This is a genomic window from Micromonospora sp. NPDC005291 (assembly GCF_040607415.1).
Lineage (GTDB): Bacteria > Actinomycetota > Actinomycetes > Mycobacteriales > Micromonosporaceae > Micromonospora.
In genome coordinates this window covers 19,950-37,193 of record NZ_JBEXGR010000037.1, presented here as the reverse complement: position 1 = coordinate 37,193, position 17,244 = coordinate 19,950, and the positions used below count along the sequence as shown (strand labels likewise).

The following is a 17,244-nucleotide window of genomic DNA, read 5'->3' as shown; positions in this document are numbered from 1 at the left end:
AGGCGAGCCCAGCGGCGGTCAGTGCGGTCTTACGGATCAGATCGGTACGCATGATGGCGTGCTCCTCTGCCTTGGGGGAACCCACACAGCACTCAACGGGTGGTGCTGCCGTGCGGGGGGAAAGGTTCACGGGAACGTCCCGGCGATCCAGGGGGACCTGCTCGGCGTTCCGGGGGGATGTAACCGGGGCGGCCTACCGGATGTTCCCGGGGGCCTGCCGGCGTCTGGCGGGTCTGCCCGGCCAGCGGCTACGAGGGTGTAACCGGGGCGGCCGGTCGGGTGTTCCCGGCGGCTGCCGTGCACCGGGCCGGGGGCCACGGTCGCATGCCAGGTATAACGACCCGGGCCGGCCCCCGATTCCACCGCCAGAGTGGCCCCGACCACGGGATGAAAACCCCAGACGGAACAAATCGCGCACAGGTCGATCCCGAGCAGTGGGCAATGAGCGGTGATCCACTCCGGTTCGGCGATGTTGCGGTGTCCGGGGGGTGGGATGCCCCCAGGTCGGCGATACCGAGTCGATCACGTCGAGTCATCCGTTGGCGACCTCGGGCGGGACCTCGAGCGGACCTCGGAGAGTTGCCCCGCTTCTAAGCCCGGGGGCATGAATCGGACGAAGCTCCCATATTGCCCATCCCTGACCGAACTCGATCCAGGGTTCCACCCTCACGCCCCCGCGGCACCAGCCCCGTCAGGACGAAGGGCCGTTGCGCGACGGGCGTCGTCATGACCCGGTGATGTCGATCAAAGGACTCTCTGCCCCGTCGACCGTCCATCGCGGAGATTCAGGCGCTGTCGGAGGGCTTCGCGCCGTCGCCGGCCTGGGCGTGCCGCTCCAGCAGCCGTTGCCGAATCTCCTCCGGGGTGTACGCACGTCGGCGTCGTTCGGCCCGCGCGATGACCACGCCGGAGGCCGCGACGCCGGCGAGGCCGGCCAGCCCGAGGACCTTCCACCACCGCATTCGTTGCCGCATCGGCCTAGGCTAGACCCCCATGAGCATCAGCCTGGACGAGGCCGTCGAGTTGACCCGCACCGGCGACGTGTGGGTGTTCCGGGGCAGTAGCGTGCCGGACCGGGCGATCCAGTTCACCACCAACAGCCCGGTGAACCACGTCGGGATGGCGGTGGTGCTGGACGACATGCCGCCGCTGATGTGGCACGCGGAGCTGGGCAGGTCCTTGCCGGATCTGTGGTCGGGCAGTCACCAGCGCGGTGTCCAACTGCACGACCTGCGGGACGCGGTCAGCGTCTGGGCCAACCGCTACGGCCAACGGGCCTGGCTGCGGCAGCTCGATCCGCCGGCCGACGGGGAGATGGAGCGGGCGGTGCTGCGTACGATCGCGCGGCTGGACGGCACGCCGTTCCCGTCGACGGCCCAGTTGGCGTGGCGGTGGGTGCGTGGCCGGGTGCCGGCGCTGCCGCACCTCGGTCGGCCGCTGCTACCGCGTCTCGGTCGGCCGGCACCTCGGTCGACCCCGGCCAGGTCGGCCGCCTCCCCGGTGGAGCGGGACCGGGCGTTGGAGACGGCGTACTGCGCCGAGGTGGTCGCGGTGACCTATGAGGCGATGGGGTTGCTGCCGGCGGGCCGGCGTCCAAACTGGTACGACCCGGGGCGGTTCTGGAGCGGGGACGACCTGGGTCTGGCCGCCGACGCCCGCCTGGGTTCGGAGATCGAGGTGCGGGTGCCGCCGCGCTGAGGTTTGACCTGGGCGGTGACCGGCAATTGCTGTCGCCGTGAATGCCTCCACGGATCTCGACACGTTGGCCGACTTCTTCGACCGGTACGGCGTGGCGTTGACCTCCGGCGACGTGCCGGCCATCGCCGGTTGTTACGCCCTGCCGGGGTTGGTGGTGGCCGACACCTACAGCTTCTCGTTCACGTCGCCAGCGGCGGTGGCGTTGTCCTTCGTGGGCGCCGCACCCGACTACCAGGAACGGGAGTTGGTCGCGGCGCATGCCCGGATCGAGGACGTACAGCCGGTGTCCGCGCGGCTGACGATGGTGGCGGTGGAGTGGGAGTTCCTGGACAGCCGAGGGCAGGCGGTGCCGGGGGAGCGGTACCGCTACCTGTTGCGCACCTCGGATGAGGGGCCGGCCATCTGCACGGTCATCCGGACGGGCTGACCGACCGGGACCGTCCGCCGGTCGAGCCGTTTTCCGTGATGGGCCGGCCGGTCGGCCCGATCCTTACCTGCCGGGTTCCCGGTCTGCCCGGTGCTGGCTACGCTGTCGCGTCGGTGGGGACGAGGGGAGACCTGATGGCGGTGCGGCCGGATGGTGCGGCGGGGTCGCGGGCGGCCCGGGTGTTGGTATCGATGCCGTGGATCGTGGTGCTGCTCGGTGTGGGTGCGCTGGTGGTGCTGCTGGTGATCGCGTTGCTGTCGTTCCGGACCAGGGAGCGGGATGCACCGCCGCAGGCCGCGCCTCCGGTGTTTCTGCCGACCATGCCGGCGGCCGCGTCGGCCACGGGTGGGCCGACGCCGGCCGGCGTGGAGCGACGCACGGTGTCGCCGAGGCCGTCGCGCAGCAGTCGGGCGCCGTCGCCGCGGGCCACGGTGACCGGCTCACCGACTCCGGGGCGGACGAGTGCGCCGCCGATGCTGGCGGTGCCGGCGAACGACACGGTGAGCGCCCGGTACCAGGTCGGTACGGACGGCTGGGACGGGGACGCGGCGCTGCTGTCGATCGCCAACGAGTCGAGTCGGTCGGTGGATTGGCTGGTGGAGTTGGCGTTCGACGACGACATGTGGGCTCTGCGAGTCGCTGACGACTCGGGGATCTCGGTACGGGGGCGCGGCAACGGCGAGTTCGTGTTGCGCGGCACCCGTTCGCTGGACCCGGGTGACTCTCGGACGCTGCGGCTGCGCCTGGGCCGGGGTGAGTCGGCGGAGCGGCCGCTCCGGTGCACGATCAACGGGGTCGACTGTCGGTTCGGCTGAGCTGGAGCCGGGCCGGTGGCGCGGCAGAGGGTGCGCCGTCGGCGCTTCCGGGCCAGCGCGCTGATCGTTACGCTGCCCGGATGGTCCGCTGAGGGAGGTACATGTCCGGCATGCGTCGCGTCCCGCGACTGTCGCGTGGTCCGGCCGCGATCGTGTCATCGCCCTGGATCATGGTGGGTGCTGGTGTCGTCGTGATGGTGGTCCTGCTCTTCGTGGCCCTGGGCGCGTACCGGGGGCGTAGTCCTGCGCCGGGCGCCGCGTCGGTGCCGCCGGCGTTGCCGTTGCCGTCGGCGGCGGCTGCGCCGAGCGCACCCGTGCGGGTGTCGTCTCCGGCGTCGGCACGGCCGGGGTTGTCCGGGCGTGCGAGCGGGCTGCCGCCGGGCGCCGCGGCTGGGTCGCGTTCACCGTCCGCCAGTCTGCCTGTCGGCCCGACACCTGCGCGAACGGCGACGCGGTCACCGAGCCGGGCTCCACAGGGACAGCCGGCGGTGAGTGGGCGGTACCGGGTGGTGCAGAGCTTTGACGGGGGTTTCATCGGCGAGGTGTTGATGGTCAACGCGTCTGCCGAGAGCCGTGGTTGGACAGTGGGGTTCGAGTTCTCCGGTGGGCGGTTGGTGACCACCTGGGTGGAGGGCGTACCACAGGGGACGGTTCGGCAGACCGACGGCGGCTTTACGTACGTCAGCGGGGTGGACGTGCGGCCCGGTGGTTCGGTGTCGTTGCGGTTCCACCTGGAGCGGGCCTCCAGCACGCCGCGGGAGTGCACGGTCGACGGGGTGCGCTGCAGCGGGTTCTGACCCGGATGGACACGGCGCTTCCGCAAGGAGGCTGCTTTGTTGCGACCATGTTTGCAAGGTATTGCAGAATGTTTCGGCGAGGGTTAGCGTGCGGCCAATCAGCGACCAGAGGAAGGCGTCGATGAAACCCCCGCCGAAACCGCGCACCGCCCTGCTGGCCCTCGTCTCCCTGCTCACCCTCACGCTCGTCGGCACCCCGGTCGCCGTGCACCCAGCCGCCGCCGCTGCCTCCCGGCCGTCCGGCAGTGCTCCCCTCGCCGTCGGTGGCGCCGCCCAGTGGCGTGATGAACCCACCGCCGACGCGCTGCTGAAGGCGGGCGGCAACTCCGCGCGGGCCGAGCAGTTCTACTTCGTCCTGCCGGACAGGTTCGCCAACGGTGACCCCCGCAACGACCGAGGTGGCCTCGCCGGTGACCGGCTGCGCACCGGGCTCGACCCGACCGACAAGGGCTTCTACCACGGCGGTGACCTCAAGGGTGTCATCGACAAGTTGGACTACATCCAGGGAATGGGCACCACGGCCATCTGGCTCGCCCCGATCTTCAAGAACCGGCCGGTGCAGGGCGCCGGCAACGACATCTCGGCCGGTTACCACGGCTACTGGATCACCGACTTCACGCAGGTGGACCCGCACTTCGGCACCAACGAGGAGATGAAGCGGCTGGTCAAGCTCGCCCACCAACGCGGCATCAAGATCTACCTCGATGTGATCGTCAACCACACCGCCGACGTCATCAAGTACGCCGAGAACACGTACGCGTACGTGGACAAGGCGACCTCGCCGTACACCGACGCGCAGGGGCGGGCGTTCGAGGACCGCAACTACGCCGACGGCAGCCGCGCGTTCCCGCCGGTCAACCAGGGGTCTTTCCCGTACACCCCGACGTTCGCCGATCCGAAGGACGCGACCGTCAAGGTCCCCGCGTGGCTCAACGACGCCACCATGTACCACAACCGGGGTGACTCCACCTTCGCCGGTGAGAACAGCGAGTACGGCGACTTCTTCGGCCTCGACGACCTGTGGACCGAGCGCCCCGAGGTGGTCCAGGGGCTGACCAAGGCGTACGGGGACTGGATCGGCGCGACCGGCGTCGACGGGTTCCGGTTGGACACCGTCAAGCACGTCAACATGGACTTCTGGCCGCAGTTCAGCCAGGGCATCGAGCGGGCGGCCGAGAAGGCCGGCAAGAAGGACTTCTTCATGTTCGGCGAGGTGTACAGCGCCGATCCGGAGATCAGCTCCAGCTACGTCCGGCAGGGTGGCCTGCCGGCGACCCTCGACTTCGCCTTCCAGGAAGCCGCGCGCGGGTTCACCGCCGGCGCCGGCTCGGCGAAGGCGCTGGCCGACGTGTACGCCCGCGACGACCTCTACTCCGCCCGGGACACCGACGCCGGCCGGCTGACCACCTTCCTCGGTAACCACGACATGGGCCGGATCGGCTCGTTCATCGCCGGCGGTGGCACCGACCCGACCAGCCATCTGCGCCGCGACCAGCTCGCGCACCAGCTGATGTTCCTCACTCGCGGCCAGCCGGTGATCTACTCCGGCGACGAGCAGGGCTTCACCGGCCCCGGCGGGGACAAGGACGCCCGGCAGGACATGTTCGCCTCGTCGGTCGCCGACTACCTCGACGACGACCTGCTCGGCACCGACCGCACCCACGCCGACGACCAGTTCGACACCGGCCACCCGCTGTACCGGACCATCGCCGAGATGGGCCGGCTGCGCCAGGCGCACCCGGCGCTGCGCGACGGCGTACAGGTCACCCGGTACGCCGCCGACGGACCCGGCGTCTTCGCCGCCTCCCGGATCACCCCCGCCGATCGCACCGAGTACGTGGTGGCGGTGAACAACGCCGACACCGCGCAGACTGTCACCGTGGACACCTGGTCGGCCGGCGCCACCTTCACCGGCATCTACGGCTCGCCCGGTGCGGCCAGCGCGGGTGCCGACGGCAAGCTGACCCTGACCGTGCCGCCGTTGTCGGCGGTGGTGCACCGGGCCGGCACCCCCATCGCGCGCCCGGCCGCCGCGCCGCGCATCACCATCACCACCCCGGACGCGCCCGTCGCCACCCGGGCCGCGGTCACCGCCCAGGTGACCGGTGACCCGCTGGCCACCGTCACCGTCGCCGCCCGGGTCGCGGGCGGTCGGTGGACGTTGCTGGGCAGCGCCGACCACGCGCCGTACACCGTGCAGCACGACCTGACCGGCCTGGCCGGTGGCACCCGGGTCGAGTACAAGGCGGTGGTCCGCGACGGCCGAGGACGTACCGCGACGGCCCGGTCCACCGCCATCGTGGGCACGCCGGCGCAGGGCGAGTCCCGGGAGTGGGCGGTGGTGCACTACCAGCGCCCGGCCGGTGGGTACGACGACTGGGGGTTGTACGCCTGGGGGGACATCGACCCGGCGTACGTCACCGAGTGGCCCAAGGGGCAGCCGTTCGCCGGGGAGGACTCCTACGGCCGGTTCGCCTGGGTGAAGCTCAAGCCGGGCGCGAAGTCGGTGAGCTTCCTGGTGGTCGACTCCGACGGCAACAAGGATGTCGCCCAGGACCGCAGCATCGACGTCACCCAGACCGGTGAGATCTGGCTCAAGCAGGGTGACCCGGCGATCTACCCGAGCAGGCAGGCGGCCACCGGTGAGCCGGCGCCGCCGGTCGAGGAGGGCACCGCCGTGATCCACTACCGGCGGGCCGACGGCAACTACGACGGCTGGGGCCTGCACCTGTGGGACGGCGCGGCCAATCCGACCGAGTGGTCCACGCCGCTCAAGCCCGCCAGCACCGACGCGTTCGGGGCGGTGTTCCGGGTGCCGCTGGCGGCCGGTGCCACCGGGCTGAACTACATCATCCACCAGGGCGACACCAAGGACCTGCCCGACGACCAGCGGCTCGACGTCGCCAGCGTGGGCCGCGAGGTGTGGCTGCTCGCCGCAACGCCGGGCCGGTTGCTGCCGTCGACGGCGACCAGCGCCAGCGGGGACACCGACATCAGCAAGCAGAAGGCGCACTGGATCGACCGGTCCACCGTGGCGTGGCAGACTCCGCCGACCGACGGCAAGACGTACGCGCTGGTCGCCGCACCCGCCGGCGGGGTCAGCGTGGTCGACGGGAAGCTGACCGGGACGTACACCACGCTGCCGTTGCGGGCGCAGCGCAACGGGCTCACCGAGGCTCAGCGCACGGCGTTCCCGCACCTGTGGTCGTACCGCGGATTCGCCCTTGACCGGGCGGACCTGGCCAAGGTCCCGGCGGCGCTGCGGGGGCAGCTGCTGGTCACCGAGCGCGATGCCGAGGGTGCCCTGCTCGCCGCGACCGGCGTGCAGATCCCCGGTGTGCTCGACGACGTGTACGCGCGGGCCACCGACGCGACCCTCGGGCCGACGTTCGCGGGCCGCACGCCGAGCCTCGCGCTGTGGGCGCCGACCGCCCGGACGGTGGCGCTGCACCTGTTCGACTCGCCCACCGCCGCGCCGAGGACGGTGGCGATGCGTCGCGACGACCGCACCGGCGTCTGGTCGGCGCGCGGCGACCACACCTGGACCGGGAAGTACTACCGGTACGAGGTGCAGGCGTGGCAGCCGGCGGCGCAGCGGATGGTCACCGCGTCGGTGACCGACCCGTACTCGGTGGCCCTGGCGGCGGATTCCACGCACAGCCTGCTGGTCGACCTGAACGACCCGGCACTGGCACCGGCGGGCTGGCGCACGCTGCGCAAACCGGCGTCGGTGCCCCCGGCGAAGGCGCAGGTCTCCGAGCTGTCGGTGCGGGACTTCTCCATCGCCGACGACACCGTGCCGGCCCAGCGGCGGGGGACGTTCCTCGCCTTCACCGACCCGAAGACCGCCGGCATGACCCACCTGAAGGCGCTCGGCGACGCCGGTGTCACCCACCTGCACCTGCTGCCGGCGTTCGACTTCGCGACGATCCCGGAGAAGCGGGCCGACCAGCGTCAGCCCGCCTGCGACCTGGCGGCGCTCCCGCCGGATTCCGCCGAGCAGCAGAAGTGCGTGACGGCGGTCGCCGAAACCGACGGTTACAACTGGGGGTACGACCCGTTGCACTACACCGTGCCCGAGGGCGGCTACGCCGTCGACCCGGCCGGTGCGGCGCGGACCACCGAGTTCCGGCGGATGGTCGCCGGGGTGAACGACGCCGGGCTGCGGGTCGTCATGGACGTGGTCTACAACCACACGTCGGCCGCCGGCACCGACGACAAGTCGGTGCTCGACCAGATCGTGCCCGGCTACTACCAGCGGCTGCTGGAGGACGGCACGGTAGCCAACTCCACCTGCTGCGCCAACACCGCCCCCGAACACGCGATGATGGGCAAGCTGGTCGTCGACTCGCTGGTCACCTGGGCCCGGCAGTACAAGGTGGACGGTTTCCGGTTCGACCTGATGGGCCACCACCCCAAGGCGAACATCATCGCCGTACGCAAGGCCCTGGACCGGCTGACCGTCGCCCGCGACGGTGTGGACGGCAAGGCGATCATGCTCTACGGCGAGGGCTGGAACTTCGGCGAGGTCGCCAACGACGCCCGGTTCGTGCAGGCCACCCAGGCCAACATGGCGGGCACCGGCATCGGCACCTTCAACGACCGGCTGCGCGACGCGGTGCGCGGCGGTGGGCCGTTCGACACCAACCCGCGGGTGCAGGGCTTCGCCTCCGGGCTCTACACCGACCCGAACGGCGACGCGATCAACGGGTCAGCGGCCGAGCAGAAGGACCGGCTGCTGCACGCCCACGACCTGATCAAGGTGGGGCTGACCGGCAACCTGCGCGGGTACCGGTTCACCGACACCGCCGGACGGCAGGTCACCGGGGCGCAGGTGGACTACAACGGCTCCCCGGCCGGCTACACCGCCGCGCCGGGGGAGGCCGTCACCTACGCCGACGCGCACGACAACGAGATCCTGTACGACGCGCTGGCGTACAAGCTTCCGCAGGCCACCACGGCGGCGGACCGCGCCCGGATGCAGGTGCTGGCGCTCGGCACGGTGGTGCTGGGACAGGGCACCGGGTTCGTCACCGCCGGCACCGAACGGTTGCGGTCGAAGTCGCTGGACCGAAACTCGTACAACTCCGGTGACTGGTTCAACCAGATCCGCTGGGGCTGTGAACGGGGCAACGGGTTCGGCGCCGGTCTGCCGCCCGCGCAGGACAACGAGGACAAGTGGTCGTACGCGAAGCCCCTGCTGGCGGATCCGGCGCTGGTGCCGGACTGCGCGGCGATCAACACCACTGACGCCCGGTACGCCGAGTTGCTGCGTGTCCGGGCGTCGTCGCCGGTGTTCGGGCTGGCCACCGCCGAGCAGGTGCAGCAGCGGGTGGCGTTCCCGCTCTCCGGCGAGACGGAGACGCCGGGCGTGCTGACCATGACGCTGGACGCCCGCGGGTTGGGTGGGACGTGGAAATCGGTGACCGTTGTCTTCAACGGCACCCCGGAGACGGCGAAGCAGACCCTGACCGGTCTGCGCGGGGCGAACGTGGCACTGCATCCGGTGCTGGTCAACTCGGCCGACCCGGTGCTGCGTACGGCCTCGTTCGACCGGGCGGCCGGCACGTTCACGGTGCCGGCGCGCAGCGTGGCGGTCTTCGTTCAGAAGTGAACGTGAACCGGCCCCCTTCCGCGTCTCGCGGAAGGGGGCCGGCCCGGTTTTCGGTCATCGTGCCGCCGTCACCGGCCGCACATCACCGTCAGGCGAAGCAGTTCTCGATGGTGCCGCCCGGGATGGCCAGGCAGTTCGTCGGGCGGTTCGCGGTGATCGCGGACTTGTCGTCCACGTTCACCTCCCCGAAGAAGCTGAAGACACCGCCCGGAGCGAAGGTGGAGAAGTTGTGGGCGACCTTCGTCTTCGACAGGTTGACCTCGCCGAAGATGTTGAAGATGCCACCGCCGACCCCGATCGGGCCGATGGCCCGGTTCCCGACGACCTCGCTGTCGCGCAGCGTGGTGACGCTGTCGGCGTTGAACAACCCGCCGCCGAAGAAGCCAGCGGTGTTGTCCTTGATGCTGCTCTTCTCGAACGTGACCGCGCTGTCGAAGGCGATGGCCACACCGCCACCAACTCCGGCGGTGCTGTTCCTCTCGATCGAGACGTTGTGGAGGTTCAGCTGGCTGTCCGCCGCCGCCAGACCGCCACCGGCGAGAACCGCGGTGTTCGAGACGAACTTGGTCTCGTACGCGGTGGTGTTGCCCCCGATGTCGAGGAGGCCACCGCCGAAGCCCAGCGTCTCGTTGTCGCTGATCTCACCCTTCTTGATCTCGACGGTCCCGCCGTCGACATCGTCGGTGAAGATCCGCGCGGCGCCGTTCGAGATACCGCCACCACCGATGACGGCGGTGTTGTCCTTGATCTTCGACTCCTCGACCTTGAGCAGGCCGGCGTTGAAGACGCCGCCACCGAAGAAGAAGGCGGTGTTACGGGTGACGGTGCTGTGCCAGATCTTCGTGGTGCCGAAGTTGGCCACGCCGCCGCCGTTGCCGCCCGACTGGTTGAGGACGACCTCGGACTCGAGGATCTCGGCGGTGCCGCCCGGCTGGACCAGGATGCCGGCGCCGTCGCTGTCGCCCGGCTCCTCGACGAGGGGCGTGACGACGCCCTCCTGAGCAGTCGGTGCGGCCTTGGGCGTGGCCTTCGGAGCCGCCTTCAGCCCCGCCTTCGGGTTGGCCTGCCGCGTGGTGAGCGCCTGGTTCAGCGGGACACCGGACTTCACCTGCGCCGCGATCGCCTCGGAGTCCGAGTAGGTGCCCCAGACCGCCGCCGGCTCGACGGACATGTACCGCTCGAGGGTCTGGCCGCCCTTGATGGTCAGGCCCTTGATCGTGAGGTGCCCACCCGGGCCGACGTTGAGGATGCGGAAGTAGTCGGCCGTCGCGTCCCGGACGATCGTGGTGTGCTCGCCCTTCAGCGTGATCCGCTCGGTGATGACCGGCAGGCCGTTGCCCTCGTAGTCGTTACGGGTCAGGTTGTAGGTGCAGCCCTTGGCCAGTTCCAGCACACCGCCGTGCTTGCCGTTGGCGAAGACGATCGCCTGGATCAGCTTGTCGGTGTCGCAGGGCACCTCCTTCCCGCGCTCGTGGTCCTTGTCCTTGTCCTTGTCCTTGTCGTCCCGGCCCTTGTCCTTGTCCTTGTCCTTGTCCTTGTCCCACTCACGGTCGCGACCCTCGTCGGCCCGCTGGTCGCCGTCCCTGCTGACCTGCGCGGTGTTCCACTTCAGGCCGGCCACGCCGACAGCTCCGGCGCTGCCCGCGACGGCTACCGCGGCGAGGCTGACCACGCCCGTCAATCCGGCTACGCCACTGGCGAGCCAGAGCTTGCGGCGGCGCTTGGCCGCCGCCCGCCCGGAGGCTTCGTTGTTCGTTAGGTAGTTGGACATCGGAGCTCTCTGCCCTCTCCTCGTACCAGACAGGGTCGCCGCCCTCAGGCGGGTGTCCCCTGCTACAAATCGGTTGTAGCTCCCAAAAACACCGTATGAGAATGTTCCTCGCCTGGCGGGCTTATCCGAAAGAAGCCCACATTCGGTTCATGTCCGGCCTCTCAGGGCCCGGACGCCCCGGCCGGGCACGCCACCGCCCAACCCGGGCGTGCGCCTCTGTCCACCGCCCAAACGGGTACGCCCCTCCGGCCGGTGTTCGGCTCGGAGGGGCGCACCCTCTATGTGGTTCAGCCCCACCGATCAGGCGAAGCAGTCCGGAACGTTGAAGCAGTTGGTCGGTCGGTTGGCGGTCACCGCGGACTTGTCGTCCAGGGTCACCGTGCTGCCGAGCTGGTTGAAGATGCCGCCGGGCGGGAGGGTGGCGAAGTTGTGCGCCACCGTCGTCCGGTGGAGGCTGACCTCGCCCCCGTCGGTGTTGTAGATGCCGCCTCCGCGGGCGAACGGACCGATGGCCCGGTTGCCCACCACCTCGCTGTCGCGCAGCGTGGTGACGCTGTCCTCGTTGAAGAGGCCGGCACCGAAGAATCCGGCGGTGTTGTCCTTGATCGCGCTGTTCTGCACGGTCGCGGTGCTGTCGAAGGCCACCGCCACGCCGCCACCCACGCCAGCGGTGCTGTTCTTGGCCACCGTGGCGTACTCGAGGGTGAGCTGGCCGTCGGCCACGGCGACGCCGCCACCGGCGAGGACGGCGGTGTTGTCGCTGACCGTCGTGTAGTGCAACGTCGTGGTGCCCCCGACGTCCAGGACGCCGCCGCCGAAGCCGAGCGTCTCGTTGTCGGTGACCTCGCTCTTGTAGACCCAGACCGATCCGCCATCGACGTCGTCGGTGAAGATCCGCGCCGCGCCGTTGGAGATGCCGCCGCCGCCGATGATCCCGGTGTTGTCCTTGATCTTCGACTCATCGACCTGGAGCACCCCGGCATTGAAGATGCCGCCGCCGAAGAAGAAGGCGGTGTTGTGCGCCACCGTCGTCTTACTGAGCCTGGTGCTGCCGAAGTTGGCCAACCCGCCGCCGTTGCCGCCGGACTGGTTGTAGAGCAACTCGCTGTCCAGGATCTCCGCACGACCACCGGGCTGCACGAGCACCCCGGCGCCGTCGGTGAACGCGGGCTGCTCCACCAGCGGCACCACCGCTGGCCCGGCCGCCGCCGGCTTGGCCGTCGTCGGCGCCGCGGTCTTGGCTGCGGGCCCGGCAGTCGTCGCTGCCGCACCGGCCTTGGCGGCTGTCGTCGCACCGGCCTTGGCCGCGGTCGTCGCACCGGCCTTGGCCGCGGTCGTCGCACCGGCCTTGGCGGCTGTCGTCGCACCGGCCTTGGCCGCGGGCTTTGCGGCCGTCGCCTCCGGCTCGGCTGCGGCCGGCTTGACCGCCGTGCCCGGTGCGACTGCCGGGACGGCCGGCTTGGCCGCCGTGGTCCGGACCGACGTCGAGTACGGCGCCCAGGCCGTCGCCGCGTCCATGGTCATCGCCCGCCGGAGGGTCTGGCCGCCCTTGATGCTCAGGCCCTTGAGGGTGAGGTGCCCGCCCGGGCCGACGTTGAGGATGCGGAAGTAGTCGGCGGTGGCGTCGCGGCCGATGGTGGTGTGCTCGCCCTTGAGGGTGATGGGCTGGGTGATCACCGGCAGGCCGTTGCCGTCCTGGTTGCGGGTCAGGGTGTAGGTGCAGCCCTTGGCCAGCTCCAGCACGGCGCCGTCCTTGTTGTTGGCGAACGTGATCGCCTGGATCAGCTTGTCGGTGTCGCACGGGACCTGTTTGGTGCGGTCCTTCTCGTCGCGCTTGTCGTCCTTGCCGGACTGGTCGTCGAAGCCGCTCCAGCCGTCGCCGCTCCACTCGTCGTCCGGACCGCCGGCCCCGTTGGCGCCGTCTTCCTTGGCGCCGTTGTCGTCCGCGCCGCCGGCGTCGCTGACGTTCTGCCGTTCGGGTGACGACTGCGCGTCGGACACCCGGTCGGAGGTGGGTTTGTCGTCCCGGGCGGCCAGGCCGCCGAGGGCCGCCAGGCCGACCACACCGGTCAGCCCGGCCACGCCGGCGACCCAGAGCGCCCGCCGTCGTCGTGTCGGCGGAGCTGTCGATGCCCCGCCGTCGGTACTCGTTACGTCGTTGGACATCAGAGCCTTCCGCCCTTTCCTGCTATCAGACGGGGTCGCACCGCCCGAGGCGCCACGACCAGCTACAAATCGGTTGCAGCCTCTGATCCCCACCGTATGAGAACCATCTTCGCGATGCGGACGTATCCGAGATAAGCCCACATTCGGCGCACGTTCGCCCATGGGCGAGCAAGCGGTCCTGGTCGACAGGAAGGGTGTGAGCAGCACAAACACCGACGGACCTCGTCGCCGGGAGCGCGGACGTTGGAAACGTCGCGGCCCGGCGGCGAGGTCCGCCAAGGGTCGGGGTCGGTGCTGCGGTCAGCCGGGCAGGCGGGGGCCCGCCTCGCGCTGCTCGGCCAGCCAGGTCTCCACCTCGTCGGAGGTGCGCGGCAGCCCGGCCGAGAGGTTCACCGCGCCGGTCGCGGTGACCAGTACGTCGTCCTCGATCCGGATGCCGACGCCGCGCAACTCGGCGGGGACCAGCTCGTCCTCCGGCTGGAAGTACAGCCCCGGCTCGACGGTGAGCACGTAGCCCTCGCCCAGCGTGCCGTCGCGGTAGGTCTCCTTGCGGGCGTTCGAGCAGTCGTGCACGTCGATGCCGAGCATGTGACCGAAACCGTGCAGCGTCCACCGGCGGTAGATCGAGGACTTCTCGTCCATCGCCTCGTCGACGCTCACCGGCAGCAGGCCCAGCTCGCCCAGACCCTCGGCGAGCACCCGCATGCAGGTCAGGTGGACGTCCTTGAACGTCACCCCGGGCCGGATGGCCTCGATGCCGGCCTGCTGTGAGGCGTACACGATGTCGTAGACCTGGCGTTGCAGGGCGGTGAACCGCCCGCTGACCGGCAGCACCCGGGTCACGTCGGCCGTGTAGAGGTTGCGGCCCTCGACACCCATGTCCATCAGCAGCAGGTCACCCGGACGGGTGGCGCCGTGGTTGTGCACCCAGTGCAGGATCGTGGCGTGCTCACCGGCGCCGACGATCGAGCTGTACCCCACGTCGTTGCCGTCGTGCCGGGCCCGCAGCGCGAAGACACCCTCCAGCAGCCGCTCCGAGACGGCGCGGTCCGCCGGCAGGATCCGGGCCACGTCCTCGAAGCCGCGGACGGTGGCGTCGATCGCGTCCTGGAGCTGGCCGATCTCCCACTCGTCCTTGACGAGCTTCTGCTCCGAGATGGCGATCGCCAGCTCCCGGTCCCGGGCCGGCTGCCCCTGGGCGCGGACGCCGTCGTACGGGCGGACGGCCGCGTCCACCTGCGCGTCGAAGCCGCGCAACACCCGGGTACGCCCCGGCGCCAGGTCGGCGAGCGTCGCCTCCAGGCCGGTCAGGTCGGCGGTGGGCAGGCCCAGCTCGGTCGACTTCTCGCTGAGCGTGTGCCGCCGGCCCACCCACAGCTCGCCGTGGCGACTGCGGAAGAACTCGTCGGTCTCGCGTGACGACCGGGGCCGCATGTACAGCGTCGCGTCGTGCCCCGAGCCGTTCGGACGCAGCACCAGAACGCTGTCCGCGTCGTGGTCGCCGGTCAGGTAGGCGAAGTCACTGCCCGGCCGGAACGGGTAGGCGGTGTCGTTGGCCCGGACCTTCTCGGGGCCGGTCGGGATCACCAGCGTCTCGCCGGGGAAGGCTGCCGAGAGCGCCGCCCGGCGCTTGGCGTAGTTGGGCACCTCCGGAAGGGGTGCCACCGGGAGCGCGGTGTCGCGCCAGCCCTGCCGCATGAAGGACAGGAAGGCCTCCGGAAAGTCCGGATCGTGCGATTCCGTACCGTCCGTCGGCGTACCGTCGGTGCGTCCCTCGGTCATTGCGCCGCTCCCTCCGCGTCGTTGCTGGTCCCGACGGTACCGCGCGCCCGGTTCGCGGTGACGCCCGCCGGGAGCCGCGCGGATCGACGGACGGCTGCGACGGGCCGAAGCGCGCGTGGGAAGATGACCACCATGTGCGGACTCCTGGCCTTCTTCAGCGCGAACGGTAATGCCGCCGCGCACCGCGACCACATCGCCGGAGCATTGGAAAGCCTGCACCACCGCGGCCCCGACGAGACCGGGGTCGAGGTGGTCGGCGACGCCTCCGGCCGGTACGCGGACGGCGTGTTCGCCCACAAGCGGCTGGCCATCATCGACGTCGCGTCGAGCCACGAGCCGCTGCCCTACGCGAACGGCCGTTACCTGCTCACCTTCAACGGTGAGATCTACAACTACATCGAGCTGCGCGAGGAGCTGGTCCGGAACTTCGGCGCCCAGTTCGCCACCGCCGGTGACGGTGAGGTGATCGTCGCCGGCTACCACTTCTGGGGCGAGCAGGTGCTCACCCGGCTGCGGGGCATGTTCGCGTTCGTCATCTGGGACCGGCAGGAGCGGCGCGCGTTCGGTGCCCGCGACTACTTCGGTATCAAGCCCATGCACTACCTGGAGACCGCCGACGGCCTCTACCTGGCGTCGGAGAAGAAGGCGCTGCTGCCGTTCGCGCACAGCAACTACCAGGGCGACGCGGGCGTCGACACGGCCAACCTCAGCCACTACCTGACCCTGCAGTACGTCCCCGAGCCCGGCACTCTGCACAAGGGCATCAGCCGGATCGGCTCCGGGGAGTACCTGAACTGGACCCCGGGCGGGCGGATCGACGTACGCCGGTGGTACCGGCCGGTGTTCCGTCCGGCACCGGTCGACGATGAGCAGAAGCTCTACCACGAGATCCGGGAGACTCTGCGGGAGAGCGTGCGCATGCACATGCGCTCCGACGTGCCGGTCGGCTCGTTCCTGTCCAGCGGCATCGACTCGACCGCCGTGGTCGCGCTGGCCCGGGAGTTCAACCCGAACATCCTCACCTTCACCGTCGGTTACGACGTACCGGGGTATTCGGAGATCGACGTCGCGCAGGAGTCGGCCCGGCACCTGGACGTCACGACCATCCCCACCAAGATCGGTCCGCAGGACATGATCGACGCGCTGCCGAAGATCGTCTGGCACCTGGACGACCCGGTGGCGGACCCGGCGCTGGTGCCGCTCTACTTCGTGGCCAAGAAGGCCGCCGAGCACGTCACCGTGGTGCTCTCCGGTGAGGGCGCGGACGAGTTCTTCGGCGGCTACACGATCTACCGGGAGCCGCTGTCGCTGGGCACCGTCAACGGACTGCCCGGCGGGGTGCAGAAGGGTCTGCGGGCGGTCTCCAAGGCGATCCCGCAGGGGGTCAAGGGCAAGAGCTTCCTGGAACGCGGCACCACCCCGATCGAGGAGCGCTACTACGGCAACGCCCGGATGTTCACCGAGGAGGAGAAGCAGCACCTGATGCGGCGCTACGACCCCTCGGTGCGCTACACCGACGTCACCGCCCCGATCTACGCCGAGTGCACCGAGCTGGACGACGTCACCAAGATGCAGTACGTCGACCTCTACACCTGGCTGCGAGGCGACATCCTGGTCAAGGCCGACCGGATCTCGATGTCGCACTCGCTGGAGGTGCGGGTGCCGTTCCTCGACCGTGAGGTCTTCGACGTCGCGGCGAAGATCCCGGTCGACCTGAAGCTGCCGCCGCGCTCCGACGCCACCAAGTACGCGATGCGTCAGGCGTTGCAGGGCGTCGTTCCGCCGGCCATCGTCAACCGCAAGAAGCTGGGCTTCCCGACCCCCACCCGGGTCTGGCTGCGCGGCGAGATGTACGAGTGGGCCCGGCACGTGCTGAGCACCTCGGGCGCGGGCGACCTGCTCGACCTGTCGTACGCGCTGCGGCTGCTCGACGAGCACAAGCGGGAGGAGGCCGACCACTCCCGCAAGGTGTGGACGGTGCTGATCTTCTGCATCTGGCACGCCATCTTCGTGGCCAAGACCCTCGACCCGGGCATCCAGCGCAACCAGTCGGCCCTGCTCACGAAGCCGGTCGTCGGCTCCATGGTCCGCTGACCACACCCACCCTTGTTGATCAAGAGGTTTGCGTCACCGGAACGCCTCCGGATGACGCAAACCTCTTGATCATCTAGTGG

General features: G+C 70.2%; 10 protein-coding genes. 6 read left to right on the top strand and 4 right to left on the bottom strand.

Going from position 1 to position 17,244, the window contains the following annotated elements; translation table 11 throughout:
* Positions 1–785: 785 nt before the first annotated feature.
* Positions 786–974 (bottom strand): hypothetical protein, encoded by a 189-nt coding sequence (locus ABZT18_RS30615; RefSeq protein ID WP_354997314.1) that lies wholly within the window; start codon positions 972–974, stop codon positions 786–788.
* 19 nt (positions 975–993) lie between these two features.
* On the opposite strand from ABZT18_RS30615, the gene ABZT18_RS30610 reads away from it, so the two are divergent.
* The 5 genes from ABZT18_RS30610 to pulA all read left to right on the top strand — a co-directional run bounded on the left by ABZT18_RS30610 (position 994) and on the right by pulA (position 9,351).
* Complete coding sequence (locus tag ABZT18_RS30610; RefSeq protein WP_354997283.1) at positions 994–1,698, top strand: hypothetical protein; 705 nt, start codon at positions 994–996, stop codon at positions 1,696–1,698.
* 37 nt (positions 1,699–1,735) lie between these two features.
* Positions 1,736–2,125 carry a hypothetical protein gene (locus ABZT18_RS30605; protein WP_354997284.1) on the top strand — a complete coding sequence of 130 codons (390 nt, stop codon included), beginning with the start codon at positions 1,736–1,738 and terminating at the stop codon, positions 2,123–2,125.
* A 134-nt stretch (positions 2,126–2,259) separates the two neighbouring features.
* The gene (locus ABZT18_RS30600; RefSeq protein ID WP_354997285.1) at positions 2,260–2,940 is read left to right on the top strand and encodes a hypothetical protein; all 681 of its coding nucleotides are present in this window, start codon (positions 2,260–2,262) and stop codon (positions 2,938–2,940) included.
* A gap of 488 nt (positions 2,941–3,428) precedes the next feature.
* The gene (locus tag ABZT18_RS30595) at positions 3,429–3,737 is read left to right on the top strand and encodes a cellulose binding domain-containing protein (RefSeq protein ID WP_354997286.1); all 309 of its coding nucleotides are present in this window, start codon (positions 3,429–3,431) and stop codon (positions 3,735–3,737) included.
* A gap of 121 nt (positions 3,738–3,858) precedes the next feature.
* Positions 3,859–9,351 (top strand): pullulanase-type alpha-1,6-glucosidase, encoded by a 5,493-nt coding sequence (gene pulA / locus ABZT18_RS30590; RefSeq protein ID WP_355253130.1) that lies wholly within the window; start codon positions 3,859–3,861, stop codon positions 9,349–9,351.
* Between the two features lie 88 nt (positions 9,352–9,439).
* Here the strand turns inward: pulA and ABZT18_RS30585 are convergent, their stop codons facing one another.
* The 3 genes from ABZT18_RS30585 to ABZT18_RS30575 all read right to left on the bottom strand — a co-directional run bounded on the left by ABZT18_RS30585 (position 9,440) and on the right by ABZT18_RS30575 (position 15,070).
* A complete protein-coding gene (locus tag ABZT18_RS30585) occupies positions 9,440–11,122 on the bottom strand; it encodes a hypothetical protein (RefSeq protein ID WP_355253127.1) in 1,683 nt (560 codons plus the stop codon).
* 300 nt (positions 11,123–11,422) lie between these two features.
* Positions 11,423–13,288, bottom strand: coding sequence for a right-handed parallel beta-helix repeat-containing protein (locus ABZT18_RS30580; protein ID WP_355253124.1), 1,866 nt, complete (start codon positions 13,286–13,288; stop codon positions 11,423–11,425).
* Between the two features lie 300 nt (positions 13,289–13,588).
* Positions 13,589–15,070 carry an aminopeptidase P family protein gene (locus tag ABZT18_RS30575; protein ID WP_355253122.1) on the bottom strand — a complete coding sequence of 494 codons (1,482 nt, stop codon included), beginning with the start codon at positions 15,068–15,070 and terminating at the stop codon, positions 13,589–13,591.
* Between the two features lie 132 nt (positions 15,071–15,202).
* Between ABZT18_RS30575 and asnB the strand changes: the two genes are divergently transcribed.
* Positions 15,203–17,164 carry an asparagine synthase (glutamine-hydrolyzing) gene (asnB, locus tag ABZT18_RS30570; protein WP_354997291.1) on the top strand — a complete coding sequence of 654 codons (1,962 nt, stop codon included), beginning with the start codon at positions 15,203–15,205 and terminating at the stop codon, positions 17,162–17,164.
* Positions 17,165–17,244 lie beyond the last annotated feature (80 nt).